Origin of the sequence: Lentzea miocenica, assembly GCF_033949945.1 — a bacterium.
Classification (GTDB): Bacteria; Actinomycetota; Actinomycetes; order Mycobacteriales; family Pseudonocardiaceae; genus Lentzea; species Lentzea miocenica.
Genome location: NZ_JAXAVW010000004.1, coordinates 249681 through 263971 on the forward strand (window position 1 = coordinate 249681; position 14291 = coordinate 263971).

Below are 14291 nucleotides of genomic sequence, written 5' to 3' on the forward strand. Positions count from 1 at the left end.
CAGTCGAATCGGACTAGCGTGGGAGATATGGAGACGTTGCTCGCTGAACTCCGCACCGCCGTCGGCGACTCCGGAGTGTTGACCGACGCCGATGTCACCGCGAGCTACCAGCGCGACATGATGCCGCTGGCGCCGCACGGCAGCCCGCTGGCCGTGGTGTTCCCGCTGAACACAGAGCAGGTCCAGGCGGTCGTGCGGGCCTGCGCGAGCGCCCAGGTCCCCATCGTGCCGCGCGGTGCGGGCAGCGGCCTCTCCGGCGCCGCCAACGCCATCGACGGCTGCGTCGTGCTGGTCACGACCAAGATGGACGCGATCATCGAGATCGACACCGACAACCGCCTCGCCGTGGTCGAACCCGGCGTGATCAACCTCGACCTGCGCGGCGCCGTCGAGAAGAACGGCCTGTTCTACCCGCCGGACCCGAGCAGCTACGACTGGTGCACGATCGGCGGCAACCTCTCCACCAACGCCGGCGGCCTGTGCTGCGTGAAGTACGGCGTGACCACCGACTCCGTCCTGGGACTCGAAGTCGTCCTGGCCGACGGCGAGGTGCTCCGGACGGGCCGCCGCACGGTCAAGGGCGTCGCGGGCTACGACCTCACCAAGTTGTTCATCGGCTCCGAGGGCACGCTCGGCGTGATCACCAAGGCCACCCTGGCGCTGAAGCCGCTCCCGCAGGCCCCCGCCACCCTGGTCGCCGCGTTCAGCAGCACCGCCACGGCCGGCGCCGCGGTCAGCCGGATCGTCCGCGAGGGCCTGGTGCCGTCCCTGATGGAGATCATGGACCGCACCTCGATCGAGGCCGTCGAGCAGTACCTGAAGACCGAACTCGGCGCCGGACCCGGCTGCGCGGCGTTGCTGATCTGCCAGTCCGACGCGGGCGGCGAGCAGGCCAGGCACGAACTCCAGAAGATCGAGGAGATCTGCCTGGAAGCCGATCTCGTCTACTCGACGCACGACGTCAACGAGGGCCGAGACCTGCTGACCGCGCGCCGGGCCGTCCTCACCGCGTTGGAGGTCTACGGCTCGTGGCTGACCGACGACGTGTGCGTGCCGCGCACCCGCATCGCCGAGCTCATCCAGGGCTGCGAAGACATCGCCAAGGAGGTCGGCCTCAAGATCGCCGTCGTCGGCCACGCGGGCGACGGCAACATGCACCCGACGATCGTCTACGACCCCACCGACGCCGACCAGTTCGCGCGCGCCCAGAAGGCGTTCGACGACATCCTGGCCGTGGGTCTCTCGCTGGGCGGCACGGTGACCGGCGAGCACGGCATCGGCAAGATCAAGCGCGAGTGGCTGGCGAAGGAGATCGGGCCGGTCGGCCTCCGGGTCCACCGCGAGATCAAACGCGCGCTGGACCCGGAGAACCTGTTCAACCCTGGCTCGATGTTCAGCCTCTAGCAACAGGTGCGTGCGGTTGGGGGGAACGGTTCCTGAGCGGCCTTCTCCACATCGGCGAGCATCTGCTGCCGTTCGGCCGGACCCAACACCCGGCCGCGGGTGAGCACGGTGTGGATCCGCTGGGTGTTGCGGATGTCCTTGAGCGGGTTGCCGTCCAGCACGACGAGGTTCGCCGCCTCGCCGGGCCGCACCGTGCCGCCCCGAGTGCCGGCCTTCAGCGCCGCCTTCGGGGACAGGCCCGCTTCGACCAGCAGTTCCAGCTCGTCGTGCACCGAGAAGCCGGAGAACGAGTACGGGTTGCCCGCGTCGGTGCCGACCAGGATCTCGACGCCGTGGTCGTGCATCTCGGCGACCTGGTCCTGGCGGCGCCGGAAGAACTCGGCCTGCCGGCGGATCTCCTGCGGTGTCACCGGAACCCACCGCTTGAGGCCGTCACGCCAGAGGTCCAGGTAGAAGGCCGGCAGGTACTTGACCCGCGGGTCGTTCACGAACCGGTCCGCCGGACTGGAGTACACGCGCATCGCGACCATCGTCGGGCACAGCGCGGAGTTGTTGCGCTGCAACCGTTTCGCCAACTGCGCGGCTTTGCTTCCGCTGTGCGACAGCGTTGCCTGCCGTTCGAACTCCAGCACCTGCCTGAACCAGGCGAACGTGTCAGCCGGGTCGAGCGGCAGGTCCGCGATCGCTTGGCGCAGCTGGGTTTCCCGCGTGCTCGTGGCGAGCGGCAGGCCGTACATGTGCTCGAAGGTGCGCTGCCCCAGGTCGCTCGCGTCACCGAGCGGCACGTGGTTGGAGCAGTGCCCGGCGAACGTGATGGCTTGTTTGGAGCATTCGTCCGCGATGGCGGCGAGGGTGGGACGGTCCAGGTACGAGTAGACCTTCACGAGGTCGGCGCCCTGCGTCTTCGCTTCCCGCACGGCCGCGCGTCCCTCGTCGGGAGTGCTCACGATCAACGCGCCGGGCAACGTCGAGTTCGGCCCGTCGATGATGGAGCTGCCGACGATCAGCCGAGGTCCGAACACCTCGCCACGCTCGATCCGTTCGCGCAGCTCGTAGATCGGCGGGAAGCCCCACATCTCGCGGATGCCTGTCACACCGTTGACCAGGCATAGCGGCAGTGTGATCCGGTCCATGTACGCGCCGTGCACGTGCATGTCCCACAGCCCGGGGATGACGAACTTGCCGGTGAGGTTCAGCACGGTGGAGCCGCGCGGCAACGGCAGGTCGCATGAGCCGACCGCGAGAACCTCGTTGTCCGCCAGCACGATCGTCGCGCCGGGCCGGACGCCGGCCGAGTCGATGAGCGTGACGTCGCGCAGCGCGGTGACGGCGGTGGAAGCGCCGGCCTGACCGGGCAGGAGCAGGCCCGCGCCCGCTGCCGCACCGAGTCCGGCCAGCCATCCCAGCACTTCACGTCGAGTGGTGTCGGTCATGCCGTTCAACCAACACCTTGACGTAGCGTCAGACTCAAATCCTTTCGAGCACCGCACGTGCGTCGCACGCCCACAGCGGATTGCCGCTGAGTTCGACGAGCTGGGGCACCAGCGCCGCGCGGTGCTCGTGCTCCAGCTTGTCGGCGATGTACTTCAGTGCGGCCGCCACCTGCCACGCGTCCCGGCTGGCCAACGCCTGGCGCAGCAGTGCGATGCGGTCTTCCGCTTGAGGACACATGGTTTCAGCGCGACATCGCCTTCAGCAACGAGTGCTGGGCGTCGTCGTGCCCGAGCTCCCACATGAAGGTGCCGAGCAGCCCGCGGGAGCGCGCGAAGTCCGCGCGGATCCCGATCGACCGCGGGTTCTCGTACGACACGAACTTCTTCTCGGCCGCGTTGTACAGCCACGGCGACTGCGCGACCGGGTGCCAGTACTCCTTCCAGCCGGGAGTCGCCTTCAGCTTCAGCGCCTCGTCGTAGCCGTCGACCCAGAACGCGCTGTCGTAGGCCTGGTAGAGGCCGTGCTGCGGGCCCTCGGTCTTCACGTTGAAGCCGCGGCCGTAGAAAGGCGTGCCCAGCACCATCTTGCGCGGCGAGACGCCGTGGCGCTGGTAGTAGTCGATGGCGCCGACGACGTTGTTCCACCTGCGGTCGGCCGCGGGCATCGGGTCGTCGGCGACCTCGCGGAACCCGGCGTTGAACGTGGCCACTGGCGAGAAGCCGGTGCCCAGGTCGTAGGTCATGACGTTGATGAAGTCCATGATCTGCGAAAGCTCGCGGAGCTCGAACGACTTCGCCGGGTCGTACGGGCCGTCGGTCTGCAGGCGGCCGGCGGGCAGTGCCGCGGTGACGAGCTTCCTGCCGAGCGCGCGGCGGAAGTCCTTCGTCAGCAACGTCATGTTGCGCTTGTCCTCTGGCCGGTCGGTGATCTCCGTCGGACCGCCGTAGACCGGGAACTCCCAGTCGAGGTCGATGCCGTCGAACGTGCCGTCGGTGAAGAAGAGATCCACGCACGACTTGACCAGCACGGACCGGGATTCACGGGTCAGTGCCGCGTCGGAGAAACCGCCGGCGCCCCAGCCGCCCAGCGAGATCAGCGCCTTGAGGGAAGGCTTGCGCTTCTTGAGGTCCCGGATGTCCGCGAAGTCCTTGGCCGCGGTCTCGGCGGGCATCACGCACTTGCCGTTCTCGATCAGCGCGAACGCGTAGAACAGGTGCGTGATCGGTGTGTTCGTCGGGATCGACGAGATCGGCTTCGAGCCGCTGTACCAGTTGCCGTAGTAGGCGCCGACGATCTTCTTGGGCGAGGCGTCGGCGACACCGATGCCAACTGAGACGGAAAGCGCGGCCAGGGTGACCGCCAATCCCTTGCGGAACAACGACATCACGGGCCTCCAGTGGTCCAGACCACTAGAACCTAGGGGCGGTAACCGACCTGGTGCAACACCTTGTGGAGATAGGTCTCGAGTTCTGCGGGCGGGTACTGCTCCGGGCGGGTCAGCACGCGGTAGAAAAGCGCACCCGCGGCCATGTCCACCACGACGTCGAGATCGGTACCGGGCGGAAAACCGGGACGCACGACGTCCTTCAGCACGGCCCGGCGGGGCGCGATGAACAGCTCCCAGTACCGCTGCATCAACGGGAAGTTGTCCGCCGACGCGCCCACGAGCCGTCGCAGCAGCTGGATCGCCTGCGCCGTCGACATCAGCGCCGCCCAGCCCCGCACGATCTCCTCGGGTGGTGCGACGGCCATGCGTGCGGGATCGAGCGCCGCGACGTCGCGCGGCAGCTCGATCACGCTGAACAGGAGTTCCTCCTTGGTGGCGAACCGGCGGTAGACCGTCGCGCGGGTCACGCCCGCCCGCTTGGCCACCTGCTCGATCGAGGTGCCGTCGAGGCCGCGTTCCAGGAACAGCTCGAAAGCCGCCGTCAGGATCGCGTGGTCCGCCTCGGGGTCTCGGGGGCGCCCAGCACTTCGTTCAGCCACGCAGAAAGCCTTTCCGGGGAGGTTCCGCGCCACGCCAGGTGGCCGTCGGGGCGCACCAGCAGCGTGTCACCGGCGCGTTCATGGTGCACGACGTCCCCGAGCCGGTCCCCGGCCACCTCCAGGCACGTCGCCGGTCCCGCCAGCACCCACTGGCCGACCTTCGCGAACAGCGGCACGCGCGGTCCTCCCAGCGGTCCGGAGTACCGGACGTCGAGCTGGGACGCGGCACGGATCAGCTTCCGTTGCAGCACACCGACGTTCATCAACGGCCAGATCACGCGATCGCGCAGGATCCGGGCGGCACGACCGGAACCCAGGACCATCCGCGTCGCGGGCGTGGTCGACCTGAGCACCTGCGCGCCGATCGGCCTGCGTTCGGCCTCGTAGCTGTCCAGCAACCGTTCCGACGCCCGGCCCTGCACGACCAGGGCGAGCTTCCAGGCCAGGTTGTCCGCGTCACCAAGCCCCGTGTTCATGCCCTGACCGCCGAGCGGGCTGTGGATGTGCGCCGCGTCGCCGGCCAGCAGGACGTTGCCCCGCCGGTACGCCGACGCGAGCCGGCGCTGGATCCGGAACGTCGACTCCCACACCGTCGAGGTGACCGGGCCCGGTGTCCACCGGGCGCCGTCCGGGGACATCACCCGCCAGAGATCGTTGCCCGGCAACGGGAACAGTGCGGTCATCGAGTTGCCGCGGGTGAGGACGTGCACCGATGAACGGTCCAGGTCCCACGCGCCGTGCACGTCCTGCAGGAAGAAGTTCTCCATCACCGGCACTCCGTCGAACGAGATGCCCGCCATCTTCCGCACCGCCGAGTGCGCGCCGTCGCACCCGACCAGCCAGTCCCACTCCCGCACCGCGGAGACCGGCGTCTGCCACTCCACCGAGACCCCGAGCGTCGCGAGCCGGTCGCGCAGCCGTGCCTCCACCAGTGCCTGCGACTCGATCAACGCACCGGCCTGCGCCATCCGCGCCAGGTTCATCACCACCTTGCCGTCGACGTGCAACGCCCTGAGCTCGACCGCCTTCTCCGGCAGGTCGCCCAGCGCGCCCACCCGCGCCAGCACCTCGGCGCCGCGAGGCTGCACCCCCAGCGCCCGCGACGTCGTGGCCGGCCCCTCCGCCTGGTCCACGACCCGCACATCCACCCCGAACTGCCGGAGTCCGCACGCCAGCGCCAAGCCGGTCGGACCCGCCCCCGCAATGATGACCATACGAATACAGTACAGCACTGTATTCAAATAGTGCCGGCAAAAAGCCCGCCTGCCGGAACAGGCGGGCCTCAGCAGCTGGTCAGCGCTCGACGCGCGGGATGATCTGCGTCGAGTCGTCCTGGTGGAGCTGGGCGTCCATCACCTGGGTGATGTCGTCCGCCTCTTCCTGCAGGAGCGACTTCTTCTCCCTGCGCGCCTTGATCACCTCGATGATGATCGGCACGATCGACAGGAACACGATGGCGAGCAGCGTGATCTCGAGGTTGTTCTTGATGAACGAGACCTGGCCGAGGAAGTAGCCCAGGATCGTCAGGCCCGCGGCCCACGCCACGCCGCCGATCGCCGAGTACGTGAAGTACTTCTTCGGGTCCATCTTGCCGACACCGGCCATCGCCGTGATGAACGTGCGGACGATCGGCACGAATCGGGCGAGGACGATGGCGCGCGCGCCGTACTTGTCGAAGAACTCCTGCGTCTTGTCGACGTACTCCTTCTTGAAGATCTTCGACTCCGGCTTGCTGAACAGCGCCGGGCCGGCCTTCTTCCCGATGTAGTAGCCGGCGACGTTGCCGACGAACGCGCACACCGTCAGCAGCACGCAGACGAGCCAGAGCGGGGTGTCGATGGTGCCCGCCGCGACGAACAGACCCGCCGTGAACAGCAGCGAGTCGCCCGGCAGGAAGAAACCGACGAGCAGCCCGCACTCCGCGAAGATGATGAGGCACAGCCCGATGAGCATGTACGGGCCGAGCCCGTTCAGCAGAACGGTGGGGTCCAGCCAGTCAGGGCCCAATGCAATCGTCACGGCGACAACGGTACAGGTCAGCTGAGCGTGATCACTGCGGCCACCGTGCCCGCTGCCAGGCCCAACAGCAGCGCGAGGCCCAGCACCCACCACACTGACAGCGGACCAGGGCGTTCATCGGAAACCGGGACAGGTACGGCAAATCCGGCATTGGTGCTGGTGGCCTGCGCGCGCAACGCGTCGGTCACCAGCCGTTCCGGATCGTCCGCCATGCACCTAATCCTTGACCCACTCGCCCCTGACCAACACGTCCTTCGGCTTCAATTCTGCATCGAGCACCACGATGTCGGCCGCACAGCCCGGCTGCAGCTTGCCCGTGTCGAGGCCGAGGAGCTCCGCGCCGCGGGTCGAGGTGGCGTGCACCGCCTCCAGCAGCGACAGCCCGCAGGAGTTGACGGCGTTGCGGAACGCCATGTCCATCGTGAGCGTGCTGCCGGCCAGTGCCGCACCGCCTGCCAACGTTGGCACGCCGTCGACGACCCGGACTTCGAGCCCGCCCACGTCGTACACGCCGTCACCGACACCGGCGGCCGCGATGGCGTCGGTGATCAGGATCGTGCGCTTGCGGCCCGCGTGCCGCGCGGCCAGGCGGACCGCGGTCGGGTGCAGGTGCACGAGGTCGCAGATGAGCTCGACGGTCACGCGGTCGTCGTCCAGCAGCGCGCCGATCGGGCCCGGCTCGCGGTGGTGCAACGGGCGCATGCCGTTGAACAGGTGCGTCGCCACCGAAGCGCCCGCGTCGACGGCGGGGCGGACCTGCGCCTCGGTCGCGTCGGTGTGGCCGATGGCGGCGATGACGTTGTTGTCCACGAGCTGGTGCACGGCCTGGACCGCGCCCTCCAGCTCGGGGGCGATGGTGATCATCCGGACGGTGCCCTTGCCGGCGTCGAGCAGCTTCGTCACCGCGGTCTGCTCCGGCGGGCACAGGATCGCCGGGTCGTGGGCGCCGCACCGGGCCGCGCTCAGGAACGGTCCTTCGAGGTGGATGCCGGCGACGACACCCTCCTGGACCAGTTCGGCCAGCGCGGACACCTGGTCGGCCAGCTCGGGCACCGGGCGCGACACCAGTGACGCGAGCAAGGTCGTGGTGCCGTGTCTGCGGTGCGCGGACGCGGCCTTGCGGACCTTCACCGGGTCGCTGCTGGTGAACGCGTCACCGCCACCGCCGTGGCAGTGGATGTCGACGAATCCCGGCACGATCGTGCCACCGCCGACGTCGGTCGTCGGGCCGTCGGGTGCGACGCCCTCACCGACCGCGGCGATCCTGCCGTCTCTGATGCTGACCCACCCGTTCTCGAGCACCCTGTCCGGCGTGACGACCCGACCATTGGTCAGGGTCACGTCGACAGGTCCACCCCATGTGCTCATGACGCCTCCAGCATGTCGATGGCCAGCAGCGCCGCGCCGAGGAAGCCCGCCTCGTCGCCGAGCGCCGCGAGCCGCAGCTCCGGTCGGCGCTGGAAGGCGATCAGCCCGTCCAGCCTTTCCCGCAACGGCTCCACCAGCAGGTCCCCTGCGAGTGCGAGCCCGCCGCCGAGCACAACGGCCTCCGGGCCGAGCAGCGTCGCCAGCACCAGGATCCCCCTGGCGAGCGCGTCCACGGCCTCGTGCCACACGGCGACGGCGTCCTGCTCTCCGTCTTTCACCCTTCGGGCGACATCAGCGGCGCCGTTGACGGGATTCCCGGTACGTGCGGTGTACCGGCGGGCGATCGCCGCGGACGACGCCACCGTCTCCACGCAGCCGATCTGGCCACACGCGCACGGCACGCCGTGGCCCACGTTCACGTGCCCGATCTCGCCCGCGTACCCGTCGCCGCTGAAGATCTTCCCGTCGAGCAGCAGCGCGCCCGCGATTCCCGTGCCGATCGGCAGGATCACCGCGTTGCGCAGACCTCGCGCGGCACCCATCCGGCACTCGGCGAGACCGGCGGCGCGCACGTCGTGGCCGAACGCGACGGGGACGCCCAGCCGTTCGGTGAGGACGGTGCTGAACGGGAACTGGCTCCACGGCAGGTTCGTCGTGTACACGCCGACGCCGTTGGCCTCGTCCACGATGCCCGGCGCCACCACGCCCACGGCGTCGATCTCGTACTCCGAGGCGCTCCTGAGCTCGTCGACGAGCTCGGCGATCACCCCGAGCAGAGGCTCCAGCTCGGCCGGAGTCGCGCGACGGGCGTGCTTCTCCGCCGCCACCGCCTCCGAGGTGCCGGAGACGAGCGCCGCCTTGGTTTCGGTGCCACCGATGTCAACGGCGACCACGTGTCTGCGTGCCACGAGGACTGATCCTGAGGCATCGGAGCCCTATTGGTCTATACCAAGTACCGATTTGGGCGCGTGGTCTTACGAGCTGAAACCGCCCGCACCGGGCAAAACGGCTCAACTGGGAAGACTGTGAAGTTTGCTAACTGTCCGATCCTGCGCTGACTCAGCCGGCCATGATCTTCTGCAGGGCGTCCAGCGCACGCGAGGCCGTCGACTTCACGGTGCCCTTCGAGATGCCGGTGGCCTCGGCGATCTCCGCCTCGGACAGGTCGCCGTAGTAGCGCAGCACGAGCACCTCGCGCTGGCGCGGCGGCAGTTGCTGCAGCGCCTTGACCACGGCCTGGTGCTCCGCGGTCAGCATCGCGAGCGACTCGGCCGAACGCGCGTTCGCGACGTGCGGGGGTGTGTAGTCGCGGGCGGTCTTGCGCCGGCGCAGCACGCTGCGGGAACCGTTGACCACGGCCGTGCGGAGGTAACCGACGGCCGCCTGTGCGTCGCGCAGGCCCTTCCAGTTGCGGTGCAGGCCGGCGAATGCCTCCTGGACCACGTCCTCAGCCGTCGAAGGCTCGTCCACCAGCAGCAGCGCGAGCCTCACGAGGCGCATGCGGTGCTGCTTGTACAGGTCTTCGAGCGTGAGGGGCCCTGTAGGAGGTCCTGCGACGCCGTCCTTGATTCGCAGGTTGGTCAGGGTGTCCTGCACGGTGCGCGGTGTTTCGTCGCCAACCACAAGGTAGGACGGTACCGGTCACCGTCGCTACGGTGGTCGCATGGCCCGCTTTGCAGTCGAATTGGTGTTCGGTCCCGATCGCGAGAAGCGTCTCGCGGCACGCCCCGCGCACCGCGAGTACATCGCCTCTCTGTCGGAGAAAGGCGTGGTCCTCGCCGCCGGTCCGTACGCGGACGACACCGGCGCGTTGATCATCTACGACGCGCAGGACGAGGCGACGTTGAAGGAGATCATCTCCAACGACCCGTACACGCCTGCCAACGTGATCACCAAGTGGGAGATCCGCGTCTGGAACGCCCTGCTCGGCAGTTGGCTCACCGACTAGCGGCTTGACCTCCCGGCCCGACCAGGCCCGATGTGTCGCTCGCGGCCATCTGCCGGTCGGCGTCGGCCACTTCCTCGACCGCCTGGCGGTCCACGACCATCGGCGTGAACGCGCGGAAGAACTTCAGCGCGCCCACCCAGCCGGGGACGTGGACCGCCTTCGCACGTTTCTCGATGCCCTTCACGACGGCCTTGCCGACGTTGCGGACGGGGTACTTCTTGCCGGCCACGCCCGGCATGCCCTGGCGCAGCTTGCCGAAGACCGGGTGCTCGTCGGCGCTGTTGACCATGTCCGTGGAGATCCACGAGAAGTACGCGGTGCCGACGTCCACGCCGAGATGCCGGACCTCGGCCCGCAGGCTGTCGGCGAACGCCTCGCAGCCCGCCTTCGCCGCCGAGTAGGCCGCGTTGCCGGGGATGTGCACGATCGCGGCCAGTGACGACACGACCAGGCAGTAGCCGCGGCTCTTGATCAGGTGCGGCAGAGCCGTGCGCACCGTGCGCCACACGCCGAGCAGGTTGACCTCGATGACCCGTTCGAACGCCTTGGGGTCCATCGAGCGCACGAACCCGGTGGCCGCGATGCCCGCGTTCGCCACCACGACGTCGATGCCGCCGAAGTGGTCCGCGACCTCGTTCATGACGCGTTCGAGCACGTCCCAGTCGGTGACGTCGGCTTCCCACGCCCTGCCGCCGGTCTGCTGGGCGACCTCTTCGAGCTGGGCCTTCTCCAGCCCGACGAGCGCGAGCCGAGCTCCGCGCGCGGCCAGTTGCCTCGCCACCTCGGCGCCGATGCCCCTGGCCGCGCCGGTGATCAGTACCACCTTGCCCGTGACGTCCATGCCCGTCACGGTAACGCAACCTACTCCCGGTAAGCTACTGGCAAGTTAAATTGCGCTCAGACGGTCCACCTCGGCCTGGGAGAGCTCCAGGGTGAACAGTGGAACGAGGTCGCTGAGCTGCTCCAACGTGCGGGCGGACGCGATCGGCGCGACCACGGTCGGCTGCTGGGCGAGCCACGCCAGGGCGACCGAGGCGACTGTGGTCTCGTGCGTCTCGTGCGTCTCGGCCAGCTCGTCGAGCACTTCGAGGATCTGCAGGCCGTGCTCGTCCAGGTACTTCGAGGCCGCGCCGGCCCGTGCGCTCTGCACCTCGACACCTGGCCGGTACTTGCCGGTCAGGAATCCCTTGGCGAGCGACCAGTACGGCACGGTCGCCAGGTCGTGCTTCGCCACGGTGTCCTGCAGTTCGCCCTCGAACTGGTCGCGGCTCACCAGGTTGTACTCGGGCTGCAGCGCCACGAACTTCGCGAAGCCCTCGCGCTCCTGGATCTCCAGCGCCTTCGCCAGCCGCTCGGCGGAGAAGTTGGACGCCGCGAGGTGGCGGACCTTGCCGTCGCGGACGAGCTGGTCGTAGGCGGCCAGCGTCTCCTCGAGCGGCGTGTTCGGGTCGTCGAGGTGGTTGTAGTACAGATCGATGTGATCGATGCCCAGGCGCTTCAACGAGCGTTCGGCGCTGCTCAGGATGGTGTCGCGCTTCTGGTTGTTGAACCCGGCGAGCATGCCGACCTTGGTGGCGATCACGACGTCGTCGCGGGTCCCACGCTTGGCCAGCCACCTGCCGATGATCGTCTCCGACTCGCCGCCGGAGTTCCCGTCCGCCCAGGCCGAGTACACGTCGGCGGTGTCGACGAAGTTCCCGCCCGCCGCGGTGTAGGCGTCGAGCACTGCGAACGAGGCGTCCTCGTCGGCCGTCCAGCCGAAGACGTTGCCCCCCAGGCAAAGTCGGGAAACGTTCAGGTCAGTGGTGCTCAAGATCGGCATACTGCGAAGGTAGTCCGTCGTCGAGATTGGGGCTCGCATGTTGGGAACGTTCGGGGTCTGGGGATCGCTCTACCAGTGGGGCGAGCGGATGGACGAGGTCGCCGACCTCGAGTCGCTCGGTTACGGCACGTTCTGGGTCGGCAGCTCACCGCCGTCCGACCTGGCGCTCGTCGAGAAGGCGCTGGACGTCACCCGGTCGATGACCATTGCCACCGGCGTGCTCAACGTGTGGCAGACCGAACCGGAGGACGTGTCGCGCTCGTTCCAGCGCCTCGGCAGCGACCGGGTGGTGCTCGGCGTCGGTGTCGGCCACCGGCAGATCGACCAGTCCTACGAGAAGCCGTATCCGAAGCTGGTGTCGTACCTGGACCGGCTCGACGTGCCCGCCGACCGGCTGCTGCTCGCCGCGCTCGGCCCGAAGGTGCTCCAGCTCGCCGCCGACCGCACCGCGGGCGCCCACCCGTACCTGGTGCCGGTCGGGCACACCGCCGAGGCCCGCAAGACGCTCGGCGACAAGATCCTCGCGCCGGAGGTGACCGTCGTCGTGGAGGAGGACCCGGAGGCCGCGCGGGCGATCGCACGCGAGCAGCTCTCGTACTACTTCAGCCTGACCAACTACACGAACAACTGGCTGCGCTGGGGTTTCTCGCCAGAGGACGTCGCGGACCTCGGCTCTGACCGCCTGATCGACGCACTCGTGGCCCACGGGAGTCCGGACCAGGTGGCGGCGAAGCTGCGGGCGCACGTCGACGCGGGCGCCGACCACGTGGCCGTCCAGTCGCTGAACGGGCACTACGCCGAACTCGCCGCCGCCCTGGGGCTCAAGCGCTGATCTCGACGCCCTTCCAGAACGCCACGCGGCCCTTGATCTGCGCCGCGGCCTCCTTCGGCTCCGCGTAGTACCAGGCCGCGTTGGCGTTCTCCGCGCCGTCGACCTGCAACGAGTAGTAGTTCGCGTTGCCCTTCCACGGGCAGTGCGAGGTGTGCTCGGACGGCTTCAGCACGGCCGGGTCGACGGACTCAAGCGGGAAGTAGTGGTTGCCTTCGACCACGACGGTGTCGTCGCTCGAAGCGATGATCTTGCCGTTCCACTGAGCGGTTGCCATGTCATCCAGTGTGCCCGTACCGGCGAGTAGCGCGGACCGCCTGGTCAACTGCTACTTGATCGATCACTCTGTGAGGACGGCCACCGAGTTGGCCCCGTGACTCGGCCTCGTAGGATGCGGGCTGACACCCGTTCAGGGCGCCTGAGGAGGACCACCGATGCCCATCGCAACTCCCGAGGTCTACGCGGAGATGCTGGACCGGGCCAAGGCGAACGAGTTCGCCTACCCCGCCATCAACGTCACGTCGTCGGAGACGCTCAACGCGGCTCTGCGCGGCTTCGCCGAGGCTGAGAGCGACGGCATCATCCAGGTCTCGACCGGCGGTGCCGAGTTCGCCTCGGGCACCAAGGTCAAGGACATGGTGACCGGCGCTGTCGCGCTCGCCGAGTTCGCGCACGTGGTCGCCGCGAAGTACCCCGTGAACATCGCGCTGCACACCGACCACTGCCCGAAGGACAAGCTCGACGGGTACGTGCGTCCGCTCATCGCCATCAGCCAGGAGCGCGTCGACAAGGGCGGCAACCCGCTGTTCCAGTCGCACATGTGGGACGGCTCGGCTGTCGCGCTGGACGAGAACCTCCAGATCGCGAGCGAGCTGCTCGACCTGTCCGCCAAGGCGAAGCTCGTCCTCGAGATCGAGGTCGGTGTCGTCGGTGGCGAGGAGGACGGCGTCGACAACGAGATCAACGACAAGCTCTACACGACCGCCGAGGACTACCTGAAGACGGTCGAGGCGCTCGGCGCCGGCGAGAAGGGTCGCTACCTGCTCGCCGCGACCTTCGGCAACGTGCACGGCGTCTACAAGCCGGGCAACGTGAAGCTGCGCCCGGAGATCCTCAAGCAGGGCCAGGACGTCGTGGCGGAGAAGCTGGGCCTCGCGGCCGGCTCGAAGCCGTTCGACCTGGTCTTCCACGGCGGCTCCGGCTCGCTGCTCGAGGAGATCCACGAGGCCGTGTCGTACGGGGTCATCAAGATGAACATCGACACGGACACGCAGTACGCCTTCACCCGTCCGATCGCGGCGCACATGTTCGCGAACTACGACGGTGTGCTGAAGGTCGACGGCGAGGTCGGCAACAAGAAGGCCTACGACCCGCGCAGCTACCTCAAGGCCGCTGAGCAGGCCATGGCCGCCCGCATCGCCTCGGCGTGCGAGCACCTCAAGTCGTCGGGCCGCATGATCGCGGGCTGACCCCAGACCGCA

General features: G+C 68.5%; 17 protein-coding genes. 4 read left to right on the top strand and 13 right to left on the bottom strand.

The window, feature by feature from the left end:
* Window positions 1–27: 27 nt before the first annotated feature.
* A complete protein-coding gene (locus tag SK803_RS07005; RefSeq protein ID WP_319964953.1) occupies window positions 28–1404 on the top strand; it encodes an FAD-binding oxidoreductase in 1377 nt (458 codons plus the stop codon).
* On the opposite strand, the gene SK803_RS07010 is transcribed toward SK803_RS07005, so the two are convergent.
* The 10 genes from SK803_RS07010 to SK803_RS07055 all read right to left on the bottom strand — a co-directional run bounded on the left by SK803_RS07010 (window position 1401) and on the right by SK803_RS07055 (window position 9834).
* A complete protein-coding gene (locus tag SK803_RS07010) occupies window positions 1401–2837 on the bottom strand; it encodes an amidohydrolase family protein (RefSeq protein WP_319964954.1) in 1437 nt (478 codons plus the stop codon). The genes SK803_RS07005 and SK803_RS07010 overlap by 4 nt on opposite strands.
* A gap of 34 nt (window positions 2838–2871) precedes the next feature.
* Window positions 2872–3075, bottom strand: coding sequence for a hypothetical protein (locus tag SK803_RS07015; protein WP_319964955.1), 204 nt, complete (start codon window positions 3073–3075; stop codon window positions 2872–2874).
* A 4-nt stretch (window positions 3076–3079) separates the two neighbouring features.
* Entirely contained in the window at window positions 3080–4222 is a 1143-nt protein-coding gene (locus tag SK803_RS07020; protein WP_319964956.1) for a glycoside hydrolase family 18 protein, read from the bottom strand.
* A gap of 32 nt (window positions 4223–4254) precedes the next feature.
* Entirely contained in the window at window positions 4255–4824 is a 570-nt protein-coding gene (locus SK803_RS07025) for a TetR/AcrR family transcriptional regulator (protein ID WP_319964957.1), read from the bottom strand.
* Window positions 4767–6038, bottom strand: coding sequence for an FAD-dependent monooxygenase (locus tag SK803_RS07030; RefSeq protein WP_319964958.1), 1272 nt, complete (start codon window positions 6036–6038; stop codon window positions 4767–4769). Before SK803_RS07030 ends, SK803_RS07025 begins: the two co-directional genes overlap by 58 nt.
* 79 nt (window positions 6039–6117) lie before the next feature.
* Window positions 6118–6837: a DedA family protein gene (locus SK803_RS07035; RefSeq protein WP_319965042.1), complete on the bottom strand. Its 720-nt coding sequence runs from the start codon at window positions 6835–6837 to the stop codon at window positions 6118–6120.
* Window positions 6838–6860: 23 nt separating this feature from the next.
* Complete coding sequence (locus SK803_RS07040; RefSeq protein WP_319964959.1) at window positions 6861–7055, bottom strand: hypothetical protein; 195 nt, start codon at window positions 7053–7055, stop codon at window positions 6861–6863.
* A gap of 4 nt (window positions 7056–7059) precedes the next feature.
* On the bottom strand, window positions 7060–8211 hold the full coding sequence (gene nagA / locus SK803_RS07045; RefSeq protein ID WP_319964960.1) for an N-acetylglucosamine-6-phosphate deacetylase: 1152 nt from the start codon (window positions 8209–8211) through the stop codon (window positions 7060–7062).
* On the bottom strand, window positions 8208–9119 hold the full coding sequence (locus tag SK803_RS07050) for an ROK family protein (protein WP_319964961.1): 912 nt from the start codon (window positions 9117–9119) through the stop codon (window positions 8208–8210). Before SK803_RS07050 ends, nagA begins: the two co-directional genes overlap by 4 nt.
* A gap of 151 nt (window positions 9120–9270) precedes the next feature.
* Complete coding sequence (locus SK803_RS07055) at window positions 9271–9834, bottom strand: SigE family RNA polymerase sigma factor (RefSeq protein ID WP_167972523.1); 564 nt, start codon at window positions 9832–9834, stop codon at window positions 9271–9273.
* Between the two features lie 40 nt (window positions 9835–9874).
* On the opposite strand from SK803_RS07055, the gene SK803_RS07060 reads away from it, so the two are divergent.
* Window positions 9875–10159 (top strand): YciI family protein, encoded by a 285-nt coding sequence (locus SK803_RS07060; protein ID WP_319964962.1) that lies wholly within the window; start codon window positions 9875–9877, stop codon window positions 10157–10159.
* Here the strand turns inward: SK803_RS07060 and SK803_RS07065 are convergent.
* Both SK803_RS07065 and SK803_RS07070 read right to left on the bottom strand, forming a co-directional pair.
* Window positions 10149–11000 carry an SDR family oxidoreductase gene (locus SK803_RS07065; RefSeq protein ID WP_319964963.1) on the bottom strand — a complete coding sequence of 284 codons (852 nt, stop codon included), beginning with the start codon at window positions 10998–11000 and terminating at the stop codon, window positions 10149–10151. The genes SK803_RS07060 and SK803_RS07065 overlap by 11 nt on opposite strands.
* Before the next feature lie 45 nt (window positions 11001–11045).
* Entirely contained in the window at window positions 11046–11981 is a 936-nt protein-coding gene (locus SK803_RS07070; protein ID WP_319964964.1) for an aldo/keto reductase, read from the bottom strand.
* Between the two features lie 37 nt (window positions 11982–12018).
* Here SK803_RS07070 and SK803_RS07075 point away from each other — a divergent pair, with 37 nt between their 5' ends.
* Complete coding sequence (locus SK803_RS07075; protein WP_319964965.1) at window positions 12019–12813, top strand: TIGR03620 family F420-dependent LLM class oxidoreductase; 795 nt, start codon at window positions 12019–12021, stop codon at window positions 12811–12813.
* Here SK803_RS07075 and SK803_RS07080 read toward each other — a convergent pair.
* Window positions 12803–13087, bottom strand: a complete 285-nt coding sequence (locus tag SK803_RS07080) for a DUF427 domain-containing protein (protein WP_319964966.1) — start codon at window positions 13085–13087, stop codon at window positions 12803–12805. The genes SK803_RS07075 and SK803_RS07080 overlap by 11 nt on opposite strands.
* 157 nt (window positions 13088–13244) lie before the next feature.
* Between SK803_RS07080 and fbaA the strand changes: the two genes are divergently transcribed.
* The gene (gene fbaA / locus SK803_RS07085) at window positions 13245–14279 is read left to right on the top strand and encodes a class II fructose-bisphosphate aldolase (RefSeq protein WP_319964967.1); all 1035 of its coding nucleotides are present in this window, start codon (window positions 13245–13247) and stop codon (window positions 14277–14279) included.
* Window positions 14280–14291 lie beyond the last annotated feature (12 nt).

Excerpts from the sequence above, each read along its gene's own strand:
- SK803_RS07005 (WP_319964953.1), top strand. The coding sequence starts at position 28 with ATGGAGACGTTGCTCGCTGAACTCCGCACCGCCGTCGGCGACTCCGGA.
- SK803_RS07010 (WP_319964954.1), bottom strand. The coding sequence starts at position 2,837 with ATGACCGACACCACTCGACGTGAAGTGCTGGGATGGCTGGCCGGACTC.
- SK803_RS07015 (WP_319964955.1), bottom strand. The coding sequence starts at position 3,075 with ATGTGTCCTCAAGCGGAAGACCGCATCGCACTGCTGCGCCAGGCGTTG.
- SK803_RS07020 (WP_319964956.1), bottom strand. The coding sequence starts at position 4,222 with ATGTCGTTGTTCCGCAAGGGATTGGCGGTCACCCTGGCCGCGCTTTCC.
- SK803_RS07030 (WP_319964958.1), bottom strand. The coding sequence starts at position 6,038 with ATGGTCATCATTGCGGGGGCGGGTCCGACCGGCTTGGCGCTGGCGTGC.
- SK803_RS07040 (WP_319964959.1), bottom strand. The coding sequence starts at position 7,055 with ATGGCGGACGATCCGGAACGGCTGGTGACCGACGCGTTGCGCGCGCAG.
- nagA (WP_319964960.1), bottom strand. The coding sequence starts at position 8,211 with ATGAGCACATGGGGTGGACCTGTCGACGTGACCCTGACCAATGGTCGG.
- SK803_RS07060 (WP_319964962.1), top strand. The coding sequence starts at position 9,875 with ATGGCCCGCTTTGCAGTCGAATTGGTGTTCGGTCCCGATCGCGAGAAG.
- SK803_RS07065 (WP_319964963.1), bottom strand. The coding sequence starts at position 11,000 with ATGGACGTCACGGGCAAGGTGGTACTGATCACCGGCGCGGCCAGGGGC.
- SK803_RS07070 (WP_319964964.1), bottom strand. The coding sequence starts at position 11,981 with ATGCCGATCTTGAGCACCACTGACCTGAACGTTTCCCGACTTTGCCTG.
- SK803_RS07075 (WP_319964965.1), top strand. The coding sequence starts at position 12,019 with ATGTTGGGAACGTTCGGGGTCTGGGGATCGCTCTACCAGTGGGGCGAG.
- SK803_RS07080 (WP_319964966.1), bottom strand. The coding sequence starts at position 13,087 with ATGGCAACCGCTCAGTGGAACGGCAAGATCATCGCTTCGAGCGACGAC.
- fbaA (WP_319964967.1), top strand. The coding sequence starts at position 13,245 with ATGCCCATCGCAACTCCCGAGGTCTACGCGGAGATGCTGGACCGGGCC.